Raw genomic sequence first — 16,278 nt, 5'->3', positions numbered from 1 at the left:
GTCACAAGGTGGGGGTGCTCACGGCTGGTCGACCATGTGCAGCGCCCGCCCGAGGGGGCCGGCGAGCGAGGCGGCGTACTCGGTGGTCAGGTGGTCGGTGTCGCGGTAGGACAGCGTCCCGCCGATCACCACCGGGCAGAGGTCCTGGTAGCACAGCCAGGGGGTGGGGTCGACGACCTCGGCGCCGGCCACCCGGGCCGAGGTCACCGCGACGTCGGCGAGCCGGCGCGAGCGCTCGACCGGCTCGAAGGTGCAGTCGCCGAGGCTGGGGGAGCCGGTGGTCAGGCAGGTCCCGGGGTCGTACGACGACTTGGGCACGTCGCGCAGGAGCACGACCCGGTCCGCCGCCAGCCGCAGGTCGGCGAAGAGGTCGTCGTACCCGTCGGCGAGCACCGGGGCGACCCGGTCGAGTGCCTCGACGCGGTCGTCGCCGTCGTAGACGCCGTTGACCGGGGGCGAGGACGTCACGACCACCAGGTCGGGCCGGAGCTCCGCCACCTGCTCGCCGACCCAGTCGTGGAAGTCGGTGCACTCGGTGAACGGGCGGTCCTCGTCGATCGGCGCCACGACCACGTGGGCGGCGGTGCACTGCGACATCACGAGGTAGTACGCCGTCCAGCCGCCGTCCTCCGCGATCCGGTCGACCGCCGGGATCCACGCGCGGGCGTGGGAGTCGCCGATGACCACGACGGTGCGGTCGGCGGAGGTGTCGCCGCGGGGGCAGAGCCTGCGCACCCCGGCGCTGTAGTCGCAGGGACCGACGTCGGCGATCGACTCGCGCAGGTCGAGCAGGTCGGGGGAGAGGTCGCTGGGGACGGCGCGGCGCTCCCGCGCCGCGTCCACGGACGCCCGGACCAGGGCGACGGTGCCGTCCGGGTCGTCGGGGTGGGTGGTCCCCTCGGCGGTGATCGCGGGGTTGTCGCCGGACCCGGCCCGCTCGCCGGTCCACCACCAGGACACCCCGCAGGTCGCGGCGACGAGCGCCAGGCTGACCGGGTAGAGCACGAGCGCCCGCGGCACGCGCAGCGCGAGGGCGGGGCGGCCCTCGCGGAAGGGCAGCTCGACGGCGGCGTACGTCACGCCGGCCAGCACGAACGTCGCCGCGACCGCCGCCGCGGCCTCCCACGGCTCGAGCCCGCGGCCGAGCAGCCCCGCGGGCAGGACGAGTGCCGGCCAGTGCCAGAGGTAGAGCGAGTAGGACCAGTCACCGACCACGCGCACCGGTCGCCACGCGAGCACGGTATCGGTCAGCGGGCGGGCCGCGCCGGCGCCGGCGAGCAGGACGAGCGCGGTGCCGACGACGGGGAGCGCGGCGGCGTGCCCGGGGAACGGGGTGGCCTCGGTGAGCACGACGCAGGCGGTCGCCACCATCGCCAGGCCGGCGACGGCGAGCACCGTGGCGGAGCGCTGGCCGAGCCGCCGGGTCGCGGCGGCGGGCAGCAGCGCGACCAGCGCTCCGAGCCCGAGCTCCCAGGCGCGGGTGAGGGTGGAGAAGTACGCCGCCGTCGGCTGGTCGGCCGTCTGCACGACCGACCAGGCGAACGACGCCGTGGTCACCGCCAGCAGCACGCCCAGCACGGCGCCGCGCGGCAGCCCGCCGGTCGGGCTGCCCGTCGGTCTGCCCGTCGGTCTGCCCGGCCGGGTGCGGCTCCGGCGCCCGAACCGGGCGGAGGCGAGGCAGGCCAGCAGGAGCAGCGGCCACACGACGTAGAACTGCTCCTCGACCGCGAGCGACCAGTAGTGCTGCAGCGGCGAGACGCCGAGGTCGGAGGCGAAGTAGTCGACGTCCTGCCGCGCGAAGTGGAGGTTGGCCGCGAACAGGGTCGCCCAGCCGGCGTCCTCGACGACCTGGCGCGCGTCGATCAGGCTGTACCAGGCCAGCGCGGTCAGGACCGTCACGACCGTGACCACCGTGGCGGCCGGCAGGATCCGGCGGGCGCGACGGGACCAGAAGCCGAGGAGCGAGAACCGGCCGTCGCGGTCGACCTCGCGGTAGAGCAGGCCGGCGATGAGGAAGCCGGAGATCACGAAGAAGACGTCGACCCCGACGAAGCCGCCCGGCAGCCACGGCACGCCCGCGTGGCTCGCGACGACGACCAGGACCGCGACCGCGCGCAGCCCCTGGATGTCCCCGCGCAGCGCTCGCGCCATCAGCCTGCCCCCGTCGTTCGCCCGCGGCAGGGTACCAACCAGTGGGCCGCGGAGACCCGGCATCGGGCCGGTGGGACGATCGTGGTCCGCACCATCCATGGACAGAGGAGCAGCAGCGTGACGTCGTACCGCATCGCCGTGATCGGGGGCACCGGCCCGCAGGGCAAGGGCCTGGGCTACCGGTTCGCCCGAGGAGGTCACACGGTCGTCCTCGGCTCGCGGGCCGCGGAGAAGGCGGAGGCGAGCGCCGCCGAGGTCGCCGAGCGGCTGACCGGTGTCGACGGGGCCGGGACGGTCACCGGCGCGACCAACGAGGACGCCTGCGGCCAGGCCGACCTGGTGCTGCTCGCGGTGCCCTACGACGGCCACGACGAGCTGGTCGCCTCCCTGCCCTTGGCCGGCAAGGTCGTCATCTCCTGCGTCAACCCGCTGGCCTTCGACAAGCGCGGGGCGCACGGCCAGGTCATCGACGGCGGCGAGGGGTCCGCGGCGGAGACCGCCCAGCGGCTCCAGCCCGAGGCGGTCGTCGTCGGCGCGTTCCACCACGTGTCCGCGGTGACGCTGTGGGGCGACGCGGAGTTCCTCGACGGCGAGGACGTGCTCGTGGTCGGTGACAAGGCCGAGGCCAAGGAGCAGGTCATGGAGCTCGCGGCCTCGGTCACCGGGCGCCCCGGCATCGACGCCGGCAAGCTGCGGCTGGCCCGCCAGCTCGAGCCGCTCACGGCCGTGCTGATCTCGATCAACCGCAAGTACAAGACGCACTCGGGCATCCGCATCCACGGGGTCTGACCCCGGGGCCAGCGGCCCTCAGCCGCGACCGTTCCAGGACTCCCACAGCGCGGCGTAGGAGCCGCCGGCCGCCACCAGCTCGTCGTGCGAGCCGAGCTCGGCGATCCGGCCGTCCTCGACCACCGCGACGCGGTCGGCGTCGTGGGCGGAGAACAACCGGTGGGCGATCGCGATGACCGTCCGCCCCTCGAGCACCGCGGCGAGCGACCGCTCGAGGTGGCGGGCGGCGCGCGGGTCGATCAGCGAGGTCGCCTCGTCCAGCACCAGCGTGTGTGGGTCGGCGAGGACGAGCCGGGCGAGCGCCAGCTGCTGGGCCTGGGCGTCGGTCAGGCTGAGGCCGCCGGAGCCGACGACCGTGTCGAGCCCCTCGGGCAGGCCGTCGGCCCACTCCAGCGCGTCGACCGCGGCGAGGGCGGCGCGGACGTCGTCCTCCCCGGCACCGGGCGGGGCGGCCAGCGCGAGGTTCTCGCGCAGCGTGCCGACGAAGACGTGGTGCTCCTGGGTGACCAGGGCGACGTGGCCGCGCAGGTCGTCGAGGGGCAGCTCGGTCAGGCCGACGCCGCCGACGGTGACCGACCCGGTCCGGGGCGGGTGGATGCCGGCGAGCAGCCGACCCAGGGTCGACTTCCCGGCACCCGACGGCCCGACCATCGCGAGCCGCTCGCCCACGCCGACGCGCAGGTCGACCCCGTGCAGCACGTCGCGTCCCTCGGCGTAGGCGAACCGCACGTCGGTGGCGGCCAGCTCCTCCCCGTCGGGCACCCGGTCGGTGGCCGCGCGGTCGTCGGGCACCTCGGCGACACCGAGCAGCCGGGCCAGCGAGGCGGCGCCCATCTGCAGCTCGTCGAGGATGGAGACGATGCGGTCGACGGGGTCGATCAGCATCTGGACGTAGAGCGTCGCGGCGGTGACGTCGCCGAGCGAGACCTCGCCGCGCAGGTACAGCCAGCCGCCGAGGAGCAGCGTCGCGACCGTCGGCAGCAGGTAGCTGATCTCCATGCTGGGGAAGAACACCGTGCGCAGCCGCAGCGTGTAGCGCTCGGCGGCGAACGAGTCGGCGATGTCTTCGTCGATCGCCCGGACCCGCTCGTCGGCGAGCCCGAGCGCCTCGACGGTGCGGGCGCCGTGCACGGTCTCGGTGAGCGTCGCGTTGATCTGGGAGTACGTCGCGCTCTCGCGCAGGTAGCCGTCCTTGGCACGGGCGAGGTACCAGCGCAGGCCGATCACCAGCGGCGGCACGCCGAGCAGGCAGGGCAGCGCGACCCACCAGCCGACGCTGAGGGCGGCCAGGAACGTCACCACCGCGGTGATCACCGCGATCGTCCACTCCGGCAGCGCCATCCGCACCGACCAGCCGAGCTGGTCGACGTCGCGGCTGGTGCGGGTGAGCAGGTCACCGGAGCCGGCCGCCTCGATGGTGCCGAGCGGCAGCGCGAGCGCGCTGCCGACGAAGTCCTCGCGCAGGTCGGCGAGCACCTTCTCGGCGAGCACCTGGCTGACGTAGCGGGCGTAGCGGGTGAGCACCGCCTGCACCACGACGAACCCGGCCAGCAGCAGCATGATCCGGTCGACGTGGTCGGTGGTGGTGCCGTGCTCGACCGCCTCGACGAGGTCGCCGAGCAGGCGGGGCGCGGCCAGCGCGGCGACCGCGGCGAGCACGTGGAGCAGCAGGGCGCCCCAGACCATCCGGGGGTGCTTGCGGACCAGCTCCCGGGCGTAGCGGCGCACGGAGCGGCTGCCGGCCACCGGCAGCGCGGTCGAGGAGCTCATCGGCCCGCCTCCACGGGCTCGGGGTCGGTCTCCCGGGTGACCACGCGGCGGTACTCCGGCTCGGTGGCGAGCAGCTCGGTGTGCCGCCCGGTCGCCACCACCACGCCGTCGCGGACGAGGGCGACCTCGTCGACGGCGTCGAGGAGCAGCGGGCTGGAGGTGGTGACGACGGTGGTCCGGCCGGCGCGGTGGGCGCGCAGCCGGGCCGCGACCCGTGCCTCGGTGTGGGCGTCGACGGCCGAGGTCGGCTCCACGAGCACGAGCACCTCCGGGTCGGCGACGAGCGCGCGGGCGAGCACGAGCCGCTGGCGCTGGCCGCCGGAGAAGCTGCGGCCGCGCTCGGCCACCGGGGTGTCCAGGCCCTGCGGGAGGGCGGCGAGGATGTCCTCGGCCGAGGCGGTGTGCAGCGCCGGGTCGACCGGGCGGCCGTCGCGCGAGACGTCCAGCCGGTCGCCCAGGCGGCCGGAGAACAGCATCGAGCCGGTGTCCGAGACGACCACCCGGCGGCGTACCTCCGCGCGCGGCAGGCGGGAGAGGGGTACGCCGCCGAGCCGCACGTCGTCGTCGACGTCGGCCGCGCACATGCCCAGCCGGTCGGCCAGCTCCGCGGTCTCGTGCGGCTGCTCGCTGACCAGCGCCACCATCGAGCCGGGCCGGACCCGCAGGCCGCTGCGCAGGTCCTCCAGCGCGGAGCCGGCCGGCGGCGGGGGCAGCGGGTCCGCGGGGTCGAGGTGGTCGGAGGCCAGCGCCAGCACGCGCACCACGCGCGCGGCCGCGACGCGGGCGCGGATGAGCTTGTTGGCGAACTCCGTCGCGGTGCGCAGCGGGATCATCAGGAACGCCGAGTAGCCGTAGAACGCCACCAGCTCCCCGGGCGTGATCGTGCCCTGGACGGCGTACCGCGCGCCGAGCCACACGACCAGGACGACGAACACGCCGGGCAGGAGGACCTGGAGCGCGTCGAGCACCGACTGCAGCTTCGCGACCTGCACGCCGGCCCGGCGGGTGGTCTGCGACTCGCGGCGGTAGCGGTCGTGGAAGACCTGCTCGCCGCCGATCCCGCGGAGCACCCGGAGGCCGGTGACGATGTCGGTCGCGGTGTTGGACAGGTGGCTCATCAGCTCGCGCTGGCGGTGCGCGCGGGTCTGCAGGGGCGAGAGGAGCGGTCCCACCAGGAGCATCAGCCCCGGCACGCCGAGCAGCACGACCAGGCCGAGGGTGGTCGAGGTCTGCAGCAGGATCACCGCGACCAGCACGAAGGAGACGACCGCGCCGGCGAAACGGGCCGAGACGTCCATGACCTGGCCGAGGTGGGAGAGGTCCGTGGTGCCGATGGCGACGACCTCGCCGGCCGACACCTTGCGCGGGAGGGTGCCGCCGAGGGCGACGGCCTGGCGGCCGACGAGCTGGACGGTGCGGTACGCCGCCACGAGCCAGTTGGTCACCGCGAACCGGTGCCGCATGATCCCGCTCGCCGACTGCACCAGCCCGACGAGCAGGAGGAGACCGGCGAACCAGGCCAGCGTGCGCCCGTCACGGTCCGCGACGCCCCGGTCGATCGCCCGCCCGATGATCGACGGCATGACCGCCTGGCTGCCCATCCACACGATGCCGAACGCCGCGCCCGCCGCGAGGGTGCGCCACTGCCCGCGCGCCATCCACCACAAGAACCGTCCGGGCGAGCGGTGGTCGGCGGTGCCGGGGTCCTCGAGGGGCAGGTGGATCACCGGAGAACGTTAAGGAGGGTCGGCTCCGCACGACGAATCCTTTTCGCCCCGCGTCGGGTCAGCCGCCGAGCCCGCAGGAGTCCGCCGCGAAAGCGACCGCCGCGGCGGCGCCGGCCGGACCCATCCGCAGCACCAGCTCGCCGGGCTCCCCGTCGAGGGTCAGGCGCAGCCGGAGCGCGGTGGCGCCCCCGGACTCCAGGAAGGCGTGGGCGTCGCAGCGGGTCGGCCGTACGGGCAGCGCCGCCCGCACCGGCGGACCGTCGCCGCGGACCCGGAGGCCGGGCGACCAGGCGGAGGCGCCGTCGGCGGGGGAGAGCACCGGCGTGCCGCCGACCGTCTCCACCACGAGCTCGGGACCGGCCCGCCCGGTCGGCTCGGCGAGGAGGGTCAGCACAGCGGTGTCCCCGACCTCGACGGGTGCGTCGCCGGGGGCGACGACCCGGTCGGCCCAGCGCAGCGTGGCGACCTGCGCGACGGCCAGCTCCAGGCAGCGGGCGCGGACGAACCGGCCCACCACGTCGGTGGGGTCCTCGACCGGGACGGTCTCCGAGCGGCCGTCGTGGCGCACGACGAGCCGGCCGCCCCCGGCGGCGTCGTCCCGGGCCGCGCACGCCGGGCGGTCGGGCAGCACCAGCGGGAAGCCGCGCTCGGCCTGCGCCGGGGCGGGCCGCAGCCGGTCCGCGGCGATCGGGGCGCGCAGCCGGTCGTCGACGTAGGTGATGCGGCTCGGGGTGACCACGTCGGCGGTGTCGTTGTCGACCCACACCTGGATCCGGCCCAGCGCCGCGTCCCGCGAGGACTGGCGCATGTCGGCCAGCAGCCGGCCGGTCGGCGGCTCCTCGGGCGGTGGCGGCAGCGGCGTGAGCGTGCGGATCGACGGGGAGGGTTCGGTCGTCGACCGCGCGGCCTCCCCGCCCGAGCAGCCGGCCGCCGACGCCAGCACCACGCCGAGCACCGCGCCCAGCACCAGGCAGCGCACCGCGGGGGTCGCCCGGTCCCGCCTAGTCATCGGCCAGCCGGCCGGGCACGACGACCAGCAGGACGACGGCGACCGCGGCCAGCGAGAGCCCGGCGACGGCCCCGGCCACGGGCCCGACGACGACGTCGAAGACGAAGAACGTCAGCAGGCCGGCCATCAGGCCGATGCAGGTCAGCACGGCGCGCATCGTCCGCTGGGCGCTGCCGACCAGCCGCTCCTTGACGTGCTGGCCGCTGATCCGGCGGTGGATGGCGATCGGCGTGGTGACCAGCAGGGTGGTGACCAGCGCGACGACGACCAGCACGAGGTAGACGCCGTGCTGGTAGCGCTGCAGGTCGTCGCGGAACACCTCCTGGAACGGCAGCGTGAGCAGGAAGCCCGCGAGCAGCTGGGTGCCGGTCTGCATGACGCGCAGCTCCTGCAGCAGGTCCGCCCACAAGCGGTCCAGCCGCTCCTCCTCGGTCTCGTCCCGGCCGCTGTCCACGTCCTCATCCTCCGCCGAGCGGTGCGGTGGCGCGACGCTTCCGTGCAGGTCAGCGCGGGATTTTGCCGTTCAGCCGGCGAGGTCCTCGACCAGCTCGGCCCCCGGGAGGGCCGCGAGCAGCCGGCCGGGCAGGAGCAGCTTGGAGCGGCGTACGCCGGAGCCGATGACCGCGACGTCGATGTCGGCGACCCGGGCGTCGACCAGCAGCCGCCACCCCGCGGGCAGGCCGACGGGGGTGATGCCGCCGTGCTCCATCCCCGACTCCTCGACCGCCCGGTCCATCGTGAGGAACGACGCCTTGCGCACGTCGAGCAGGCGCTTGACCCGGTTGTTGACGTCGGCGCGGGTGTCGGCGCGGACGATGCAGGCGGCGACCCGGTCCTCGCCGTCGCGCCGGCCGCCGACCAGCACGCAGTTCGCGGAGGCGGTCAGCGGGAGGTCGTAGGCCTCGGTCATCGCCGCGGTGTCGGCCAGCGCCGGGTCGATCTCGACGACCGCCACCTGGTCGGCGTGCGGCCACCCGGTCAGGGCGGTGGCCACCGAGGGCGCCAGCAGCTCGGGGGAACCGGTCGCGGGGAGGGACACGAGGGTCCCGAGGGACGGCAGGGCCATGTCGTCATCCTGACACCGGACGTTCACGTCGCTCCCGCGCCCCGGTCATCCCGGGCGCGGACGCTGCAGGAGTGATCGCACACGTCACCGCCCTCCCCCTGGTCGTCGGCCACCGGGGAGCCTCGGGACACCGTCCCGAGCACACGCTCGCCTCCTACCGCCTCGCCGCCCGGATGGGCGCCGACATCATCGAGCCGGACCTGGTCTCCACCCAGGACGGCGTCCTGGTCGCCCGCCACGAGAACGAGATCTCCGGCACCACCGACGTCGCCTCCCACCCCGAGTTCGCCGACCGGCACTGCACCAAGGTCGTCGGCGGCCGTGAGGTGACCGGCTGGTTCACCGAGGACTTCACCCTCGCCGAGCTGCGCACCCTGCGCGCCGTCGAGCGGTGCCCGGACCTGCGCCCCGACAACACCCGGTACGACGGGCTGTGGGCCGTGCCGACCCTGGACGAGATCTGCGCGCTGGTGCACCACGAGTCGCGCCGGGCCGGGCGCCGGATCGGGATCTACCCCGAGACCAAGCACCCGTCGTACTTCGCCTCGATCGGGCTGCCCCTCGAGGGCACGATGCTCGAGGTGCTGGCCCGCCACCGGCTCGACGGGCCGGGCGGCCGCGCCTACCTGCAGTCCTTCGAGGAGGGCAACCTGCGCGAGCTCGCCGGGCGGACCGAGTCGCCGCTGGTGCAGCTGCTCGGCGCCGACGCCGAGGTCGACGTGGCCCGCGTGGCGACGTACGCCCAGGTGCTCGGCGTGCACAAGAGCCTCGTGACGCCCGGGCTGGTGGCCGAGGCGCACGCCGCCGGGCTGGCCGTCCACGCCTGGACGCTGCGCGCCGAGCTGGTGCCGGACCCGTACGCCGAGGTCCGGGAGCTGCTCGACGCGGGCGTGGACGGCCTCTTCTCCGACCAGCCGGGCCTGACCGTCCAGGCCCGGTCGGAGTGGCTGAGCCTGCAGGAGCGGACCGGCTAGTCCTCGAGCCGCTCGGTGGTCTGCTCGGCCGCCGGCTCGGGTGTCGGCTCGGGCGCGGGCTCCGCGGCCGAGCGGCCCCGCCGCATCGGCGCGAGCGTGGTGGCGAGCAGCCCGGCCACCCCGGCCAGCACCCACGGCACCGGGAGCAGCCAGCGGACGTCGTCGCCGGAGACGGCGTCGGACTGCACGACCGCCCACACCGCGACCAGTCCGAGCAGGGCGATCCCCATGACGAGGTGCCCCACGCTGACGGGGTGGCGGCCGTCGCGCCAGGTGGTGCTCATCGGAGGTCTCCTTCGGTGTGGATCTCGACCTGGCCGACGCCGAGGTGGGCGTCGATGGTGAGGGCGGGGTTGCCGGTGCCGGCCGCGTCGTGGCTGTAGCCGTCCTCGATGCCCAGGCCGCCCCGGTCCGAGCCGAAGACGCGCGCGTTGCCGACGCCGACCGACACCTCGGCGTCGACGTCGAGCCCGGGCGGGACGAGGACCTCGATCCGGCCCACGCCCGCCTCGAGCAGCAGCGTGCGGCCGTCGAGGGCCTCGAGGTCGGTGATGCCGGTCAGGTCGATGACGGTCTCCCCGGCGCCGGTCTCGTAGGACGACGCCAGCCCCGCGGCCGTCGTGGGCCGCAGGTCGACCTGGGTGCCCTCGAGCTCGCCGGCCACCGTCGCCGCGGACGTCGCCAGGACCGCGAGGAGGCCGACCGCGACCAGGCCACCGGCCCGGCCCCAGAAGGCACCGACCAGCAGCATCACGCCGCAGGTCGCCGTGACCAGGGCCGGATACGCCGCGTCGGCCACCGGCACGCCGCTCATGTCGAGCAGGCCGAGGACGCCGATGCCGAGTGCGGCGAGGGCGAGGGTGAACCAGAAGAGCACCGGTCCGCGCCGGCGGGGGTTCCGCGGCGGCAGGTACGGCTGGGCGTAGGCCTGGGTGTACTGCTGGTCGTACGGCGCGTACGCCGCGGCGTACGGACGGGTCGGCGGGTCGACCGGGTCGGCCGGGTCGGCCGGCCCTCCGTGGCCCGTCCACCCCGCCTGCTCGCCGTACGGCGGGGCGGAGGGCTGGACATAGGGCGGGGCGTAGGGCTGGGCGTAGGGCTGGGCGTACGGCTGGGCGGGGCGCTCGCGCCGCTTGCGGTCCGACCGGTTCAGCAGCAGCAACGCCGCGAGCGCGACCAGCGCGAGCGGCCACGGGAAGCTGAAGATCCCCCACGAGTCGCCCAGCATCGAGAGCAGGGCGACCACGCCGACGATCGTCAGCGCGACCGACCGGGTGCGCTCGTCGAGGTGGAACGGCGCCTCGACGTCGTCGTCGGAGGGCACCAGCAGCCAGCACGCGCCGTACAGGATGAGACCGGCGCCGCCGAAGAACACCAGCACCACGAAGGCGACCCGCAGGATCACCGGGTCCACGTCGAGGTGGCGGGCCAGGCCGCCGGCGACGCCGGCCACCTTGGAGTCGGTCGAGCTGCGGCGCAGGCGGCCGAGGTCGCGCACCTCCTCCCGGGTCGCTCGGGGCCCGGAGTCGTGCTCCGGACCGGGCTCGGGTGGCGCTTCTGGCGGGGTCGTGGTCATGGCACCAGCCTGGCCCTCGGCGGCCTCCCGGACCATCGGGGGAACCCCTGGTCCGGGCCCGAGGGGCGGTGCCCCGGTCCCGGGCCGCGGGTCAGGGTCGGGCCGGGGTCCGACCCCGTGGTGGGGGGCGTCACCGGGTGGGACGATGGTCCGGAGATGACTGCCGAGACCGCTCCCGGGCGCACCACCGGACCGCCGAGGGAGGTGCGCCGCGCCTACCGCGACACCACCGAGCCGGTCGTCGGCGGCGTCGCCGCCGGCCTCGCGCGCCACCTCGCGGTGCCGACGGTGTGGGTGCGCGCGGCGTTCCTGCTCGCGACGGCGCTCGGCGGGCTCGGCGTCGCGCTGTACGGCGGCCTCTGGCTGGTCCTCCCCGCGCAGCCGTACGTCGAGGACGAGGCCCCCGGGCTCGCCAGCGCCCGCCGTGGGGGCAAGCGCCCCGGGCGGGTGCGCCGCCTCACCGACGTCGGCCCCGCGGTGGCCGTGGCCGCGCTCGGCCTGGGCGGGCTGCTGGTCGTCGAGGCGGTGCTCGGCCGGGGAGCGACCCTGTGGCCGGTCGCGCTGGGGCTGGCCGGCCTCGCGCTGCTGTGGCGGCAGGCCGACGAGGTGCAGCGCGAGCGGTGGCTCGACCACACCGGACGGCTGGACCCGGTCCAGATGGTCTTCGGCGACGGCGGCTGGGCGTCGTACCTGCGCGTCGGCCTGGGGGCCGCGCTCGTCGTCTCGGCGTTCTTCATCTTCGGCTTCGACAGCGGCTCGCTGCAGGAGGCCCGGGGCGCCGTCGTGGCCGGCGGGCTCGGCGTGATCGGGGTCGGGCTGGTCGCCGGGCCCTGGGTCTTCCGCCTGGTCTCCGACCTGGCCGCGGAGCGCGCCGAGCGGGTCCGCACCCAGGAGCGCGCCGACGTCGCCGCCCACCTGCACGACTCGGTGCTGCAGACGCTGGCGCTGATCCAGAAGAACGCCGGCGACGCGGCCGCCGTGGCCCGGCTGGCCCGCGCCCAGGAGCGCGACCTGCGCTCCTGGCTCTACGCCGGGGAGTCCACCGACCAGCGGACCGTCGCCAGCGCGCTGCGCGGCGTCGCGGCCGAGGTGGAGGACGCCCACGGCGTCTCGGTCGAGGTCGTGACCGTGGGTGACTGCGACTTCGTCGAGCCGCTGCGGCCGGTGGTCCAGGCGACCCGCGAGGCGGTCACGAACGCCGCCAAGCACGCCGGCACCGGTCAGGTCGACGTGTACGCCGAGGTGTCGGCGGCCGCCGTCGACGTCTTCGTCCGCGACCGGGGGCGGGGCTTCGACCCCGACGCGGTGCCGGCGGACCGGTACGGCGTGCGGCACAGCATCATCGACCGGATGGAGCGCCACGGCGGGACCGCCGAGGTCCGCACCGGCACCGACGAGGGGACCGAGGTGCGGCTGCACCTGCCCCGGCAGGAGGAGGACGCATGAACCAGCAGGTGCCGGCGGCGGGAGCGGCCGTGGAGCCGGCGGAGGTGTCGGTCGTGGTGGTCGACGACCACGCGATGTTCCGGCGCGGGGTCATCGCCGAGCTCGCCTCGGCCGGTGCCGGCACGGTGCGCGTGCTCGCCGAGGCGGCCGGCGTCGACGAGGCGGTCGCCGCGGTCGCGGCGTACCGGCCCGACGTGGTGCTGCTCGACGTGCACCTGCCCGGCGGTGGCGGCGTCGAGGTGATGCGCAGGTCGACCGCCGCCGGTGCCTCCCCGACGACGCGGTACCTCGCGCTGTCGGTGAGCGACGCCGCCGAGGACGTGATCGGGACGATCCGCGGGGGAGCGCGGGGGTACGTCACCAAGACGATCACCGGCCCCGAGCTGGTCTCCGCGGTGGGGCGCGTGGCCGAGGGCGACGCGGTCTTCTCCCCGCGGCTGGCCGGGTTCGTGCTCGACGCGTTCTCCGGCTCGATCGAGGTGGCCGCCGTCGACGAGGACCTCGACCGGCTCACCGAGCGCGAGCGCGAGGTCATGCGGCTGATCGCGCGCGGCTACGCCTACAAGGAGGTGGCCAAGGAGCTGTTCATCTCCATCAAGACCGTGGAGACCCACATGTCGAGCGTGCTGCGCAAGCTGCAGCTGTCCTCCCGCCACGAGCTGACCCGCTGGGCGTCGGACCGGCGCCTGCTCTGACCTGCGGTTTCCCTGGTCGGCGCGAGGGGTAACGGACCCGTCACCGACTACTGACCGGGGGAACCATGACCGCCGACACCGCTGCACCGGACGATCTCGAGGACACCGACCTCAAGCGGACCGTCACCGGCCGGCTGCTGTTCTTCTACGTGCTCGGTGACGTGCTGGGCTCCGGCATCTACGTCCTCGTCGGTGCGGTCGCCGCGGCGGTGGGCGGTGCGTTCTGGATCGCGTTCGCGATCGGCATCACCGTCGCCACCCTGACGGGCCTGGCGTACGCCGAGCTCGTCACGAAGTACCCGCGGGCCGCCGGCGCCTCCCTCTACGTCAACAAGGCCTTCCACATCCCGGCCCTGACCTTCCTGGTGACGATCGCGATGCTCTCGGCGAGCTTCGCGGCCGCGGGGTCGCTGGCCACCGGCTTCTCCGGCTACTTCGCCGAGCTCTGGGACGCCCCGCCCGCGCTGCTGATCGGGCTGCTCTTCGTGGTCGGCCTGACGGTCGTGAACTTCATCGGCATCACCGAGTCGGTCGTCGCCAACCTGGTGATGACGGTCGTCGAGGTCGTCGGCCTGGCGATCGTGATCATGGTCGGCATCGTCGTGGTGGTGAAGGGCGACGCCGACTTCGGCGTGCTGACCGACTTCGACGCGGGCGACAACGGCCCGATCCTCGCGATCGTCTCCGGCGTCGCGCTCGGCTTCTTCGCGATGACCGGCTTCGAGAACGCCGCGAACATCGCCGAGGAGTGCACCGACCCCCGTCGTACCTTCCCCAAGGCGCTCATCGGCGGCATGGTCGGTGCCGGCCTCATCTACGTCGCGGTCTCCGTCGCGGCGGCCCTCTCGCTGCCCATCCCCGAGCTCGCCGCCTCCGACGCCCCGCTGCTCGACGTGGTCGAGTCCGGCGTGCTGCCGCTCCCGGCCGGCGTGATCACGATCGTCTTCGCGCTGATCGCGATGACGGCCATCACCAACACGACCCTGGTCGCGGTGGTCACCCAGTCCCGGATCCTCTACGGCATGGCGAACGAGGACGTCGTGCCGAGCGTCTTCGCCAGGCTCCACTCGGGTCGGAAGAGCCCCTGGGTCGGGCTGGTCTTCTCCGCCGTCGTGGTCTCCGGCCTGCTGGTCGCCGGCGCGGTCCTCAACGAGACCGGCATCGGCGTCGACCTGGTCACCCGGCTCGCTGCCGTGACCGTCGTCCTGCTGCTGTTCGTCTACGCGATGGTCATCGTCTCCGCGCTCCGCCTGCGCGGCCACGACGAGACCGAGCAGACCTACCGCGCCTCCACCCCGCTGCTCGCCCTCGGCATCGTCGGGAACCTCGCCCTGCTCGCCTACGTCGTGTACGACGACCCCGCCTCGCTCGTCTGGTGCGGTGCGCTCCTCGCGCTCGGCGTGGTGCTCTTCGTCCTCGAGCTGGTCTTCGGCCAGCAGGACCGCCCCGACGGCTACGACCGGGGGGACCCCAGCCTGAAGGTCTGAGCCGTCCTATCCTTCGGCCATGGAGACCGTGCGGCTGATCCTGCTCTTCGTGCACATCCTGGGCTTCGCGGCCCTGCTGGGTGGCCTGCTCGCCCAGGCGCGCCTGCCCGAGAAGACGGTCAACGCCGCCATGCGCGACGGCTCCGGCACCGCCTTCGTGGCCGGCGTGGCGCTGGTCGGCGTCATCGAGGCCGGCGACCTCGCCGACCCGAGCTACGCCAAGATCACCGTCAAGCTCCTCATCGGGCTGGTCATCCTGGGCCTCGTCATGGCGAACGTCCGCAAGGAGCGCATCTCCCAGGGCCTGTGGACCCTCCTCCTCGCCCTGACCGTCGTCAACATCGCCGTCGCCGTCTTCTGGTCCTCCGCGCACGCCTGAGCGGACGCTGCCGGCTTGTAACGCGCTGTTCGTGCATCTACCGCGCCGGTGGACCGGCGCGGTAGACATGCCAACGGCGCGGTAGTCGTCGAACGGCGCGCCAGGACGTCGAACGGCGCGTTGCATGTCGCAACGGCGCGGTGGACGAACCGCGGCGGAACGCTCGGTCAGGCCGCCCGTCGGCGGCGGGCCGTGCGCGGCCGGTACGGCTCGAGGTCGGCGATCGACTCGCCGAACCGCGTGCAGGTGTCGACGTACTCGCGGCGCAGCCGGGCGCGTGCGGCCACGAGTCCGGAGGGCATCACGTCCGGCCACGTGATCCGCGACATGCCGAGCTTGAACCCACAGCAGAAGTCCTGCCGCTTCTTCTCCTCCCAGACCACTTCCGAGGGGTCGACACCCGCGGCTGCGTCCCGCATGTACTTCACCTTGCCGTCGAACTCGAACAGGTGTCGCCCCAGGCGCAGGTCGACCCAGACGGTGCGCCGGCCGTCGGTCAACCCGAACTGCGTCTCGGCCCGGCCGAAGCCCAGGCTGTTGACGAGGTCGCGCGCGAGGGTCTCCCCGACGCTCTCGCTGCCCGGGTCGGCGAGACCGACGATCTCCCGGGCTCGTCGCACGCCCGGCCAGCTCGTCTTGGCCTCGAGCGCGACCGCCAGGTCCGCCCGAGTGACCCCGAGCCGCATGGCGGAGTCGACGGCCACCAGGCCCGCTCGGCCACCGGTGTAGCGGGCGATGTCGAGCGCGGTTCGAGTCGGTCCGAGCACTCGTGCCCCACTCCCGGCGACCGTCACCTGCTCCTCCGGCAGGTACGGCGCCAGGTGGTGCACGATCCCGTAGCGGTTCCGCGACCCCTGCAGGCCCGGCCGGGTCACGTGGGTGACGCCCTGCTGCGGGAGGAAGACGTCCATCCCCAGCTCGAGCGCAGCCGACTCGTGGCTCCGCACGTGCGGCACCGTCACGCGCAGGCACGCCGCGCGGTCGCGGAGCAGCTGGCGGGCCTGTCTGGAGACGTGCGCATCGACAGTCTCGCGATCGGCGTACACACCCCGGCGCACCTGGACCCAGGAGCCTGCCAGGACCAGTCGTCGCACCTGCTCCGGGGAGACCCCGCACGCGAGGACGCGACTCCGGGTCACCAGGCCATGCCCTTCTCGGAACGCTCGCGCCAGGTCGGGACTCATGCTCACCGACGGTCGCCGAAACCCG

15 protein-coding genes are annotated in these 16,278 nt (G+C 74.6%); 6 read left to right on the top strand and 9 right to left on the bottom strand.

The genetic code is table 11. From position 1 onward, the window contains the following. Positions 1–18: 18 nt before the first annotated feature. Positions 19–2,151: an acyltransferase family protein gene (locus OSR43_RS17255; protein WP_302267972.1), complete on the bottom strand. Its 2,133-nt coding sequence runs from the start codon at positions 2,149–2,151 to the stop codon at positions 19–21. 117 nt (positions 2,152–2,268) lie between these two features. On the opposite strand from OSR43_RS17255, the gene npdG reads away from it, so the two are divergent. Beyond that, positions 2,269–2,940 (top strand): NADPH-dependent F420 reductase, encoded by a 672-nt coding sequence (gene npdG, locus OSR43_RS17250; RefSeq protein WP_302267971.1) that lies wholly within the window; start codon positions 2,269–2,271, stop codon positions 2,938–2,940. 18 nt (positions 2,941–2,958) lie between these two features. Here the strand turns inward: npdG and OSR43_RS17245 are convergent, their stop codons facing one another. From OSR43_RS17245 to OSR43_RS17225, 5 genes are all read right to left on the bottom strand, one after another. Then, positions 2,959–4,710, bottom strand: coding sequence for an ABC transporter ATP-binding protein (locus OSR43_RS17245; RefSeq protein ID WP_302267970.1), 1,752 nt, complete (start codon positions 4,708–4,710; stop codon positions 2,959–2,961). Next, positions 4,707–6,437, bottom strand: coding sequence for an ABC transporter ATP-binding protein (locus OSR43_RS17240; protein ID WP_302267969.1), 1,731 nt, complete (start codon positions 6,435–6,437; stop codon positions 4,707–4,709). Before OSR43_RS17240 ends, OSR43_RS17245 begins: the two co-directional genes overlap by 4 nt. 58 nt (positions 6,438–6,495) lie before the next feature. Further along, positions 6,496–7,446, bottom strand: a complete 951-nt coding sequence (locus OSR43_RS17235) for a hypothetical protein (protein ID WP_302267967.1) — start codon at positions 7,444–7,446, stop codon at positions 6,496–6,498. Beyond that, positions 7,439–7,900, bottom strand: a complete 462-nt coding sequence (locus tag OSR43_RS17230; RefSeq protein ID WP_302267965.1) for a DUF6328 family protein — start codon at positions 7,898–7,900, stop codon at positions 7,439–7,441. The genes OSR43_RS17235 and OSR43_RS17230 overlap by 8 nt, the downstream gene beginning before the upstream one ends. 69 nt (positions 7,901–7,969) lie before the next feature. Further along, positions 7,970–8,512: a YbaK/EbsC family protein gene (locus OSR43_RS17225; RefSeq protein ID WP_302267963.1), complete on the bottom strand. Its 543-nt coding sequence runs from the start codon at positions 8,510–8,512 to the stop codon at positions 7,970–7,972. Positions 8,513–8,583: 71 nt separating this feature from the next. Between OSR43_RS17225 and OSR43_RS17220 the strand changes: the two genes are divergently transcribed. Further along, complete coding sequence (locus tag OSR43_RS17220; protein WP_302267961.1) at positions 8,584–9,486, top strand: glycerophosphodiester phosphodiesterase family protein; 903 nt, start codon at positions 8,584–8,586, stop codon at positions 9,484–9,486. Here the strand turns inward: OSR43_RS17220 and OSR43_RS17215 are convergent. Then, entirely contained in the window at positions 9,483–9,770 is a 288-nt protein-coding gene (locus OSR43_RS17215) for a hypothetical protein (protein WP_302267960.1), read from the bottom strand. The two genes, OSR43_RS17220 and OSR43_RS17215, sit on opposite strands and share 4 nt — an antisense overlap. Beyond that, the gene (locus OSR43_RS17210) at positions 9,767–11,062 is read right to left on the bottom strand and encodes a PspC domain-containing protein (protein WP_302267958.1); all 1,296 of its coding nucleotides are present in this window, start codon (positions 11,060–11,062) and stop codon (positions 9,767–9,769) included. The genes OSR43_RS17215 and OSR43_RS17210 overlap by 4 nt, the downstream gene beginning before the upstream one ends. Positions 11,063–11,218: 156 nt before the next feature. On the opposite strand from OSR43_RS17210, the gene OSR43_RS17205 reads away from it, so the two are divergent. The 4 genes from OSR43_RS17205 (at position 11,219) to OSR43_RS17190 (ending at position 15,069) form a co-directional block, all read left to right on the top strand. After that, positions 11,219–12,508, top strand: a complete 1,290-nt coding sequence (locus tag OSR43_RS17205) for an ATP-binding protein (protein WP_302267956.1) — start codon at positions 11,219–11,221, stop codon at positions 12,506–12,508. Further along, positions 12,505–13,203, top strand: coding sequence for a response regulator transcription factor (locus OSR43_RS17200; protein ID WP_302267955.1), 699 nt, complete (start codon positions 12,505–12,507; stop codon positions 13,201–13,203). The genes OSR43_RS17205 and OSR43_RS17200 overlap by 4 nt, the downstream gene beginning before the upstream one ends. A 65-nt stretch (positions 13,204–13,268) precedes the next feature. Then, a complete protein-coding gene (locus OSR43_RS17195; protein WP_302267954.1) occupies positions 13,269–14,690 on the top strand; it encodes an APC family permease in 1,422 nt (473 codons plus the stop codon). Positions 14,691–14,709: 19 nt separating this feature from the next. Next, positions 14,710–15,069, top strand: coding sequence for a hypothetical protein (locus OSR43_RS17190; RefSeq protein WP_302267953.1), 360 nt, complete (start codon positions 14,710–14,712; stop codon positions 15,067–15,069). 167 nt (positions 15,070–15,236) lie between these two features. Here the strand turns inward: OSR43_RS17190 and OSR43_RS17185 are convergent, their stop codons facing one another. Further along, positions 15,237–16,253, bottom strand: coding sequence for a type IV toxin-antitoxin system AbiEi family antitoxin domain-containing protein (locus tag OSR43_RS17185; protein ID WP_302267952.1), 1,017 nt, complete (start codon positions 16,251–16,253; stop codon positions 15,237–15,239). Positions 16,254–16,278: the final 25 nt, after the last annotated feature.

Origin of the sequence: Nocardioides sp. Arc9.136 (assembly GCF_030506255.1) — a bacterium.
In the GTDB taxonomy this organism is placed as follows: domain Bacteria; phylum Actinomycetota; class Actinomycetes; order Propionibacteriales; family Nocardioidaceae; genus Nocardioides.
Note: the sequence above shows the minus strand (reverse complement) of the source record. Positions and strands in the feature narration are given on the sequence as shown.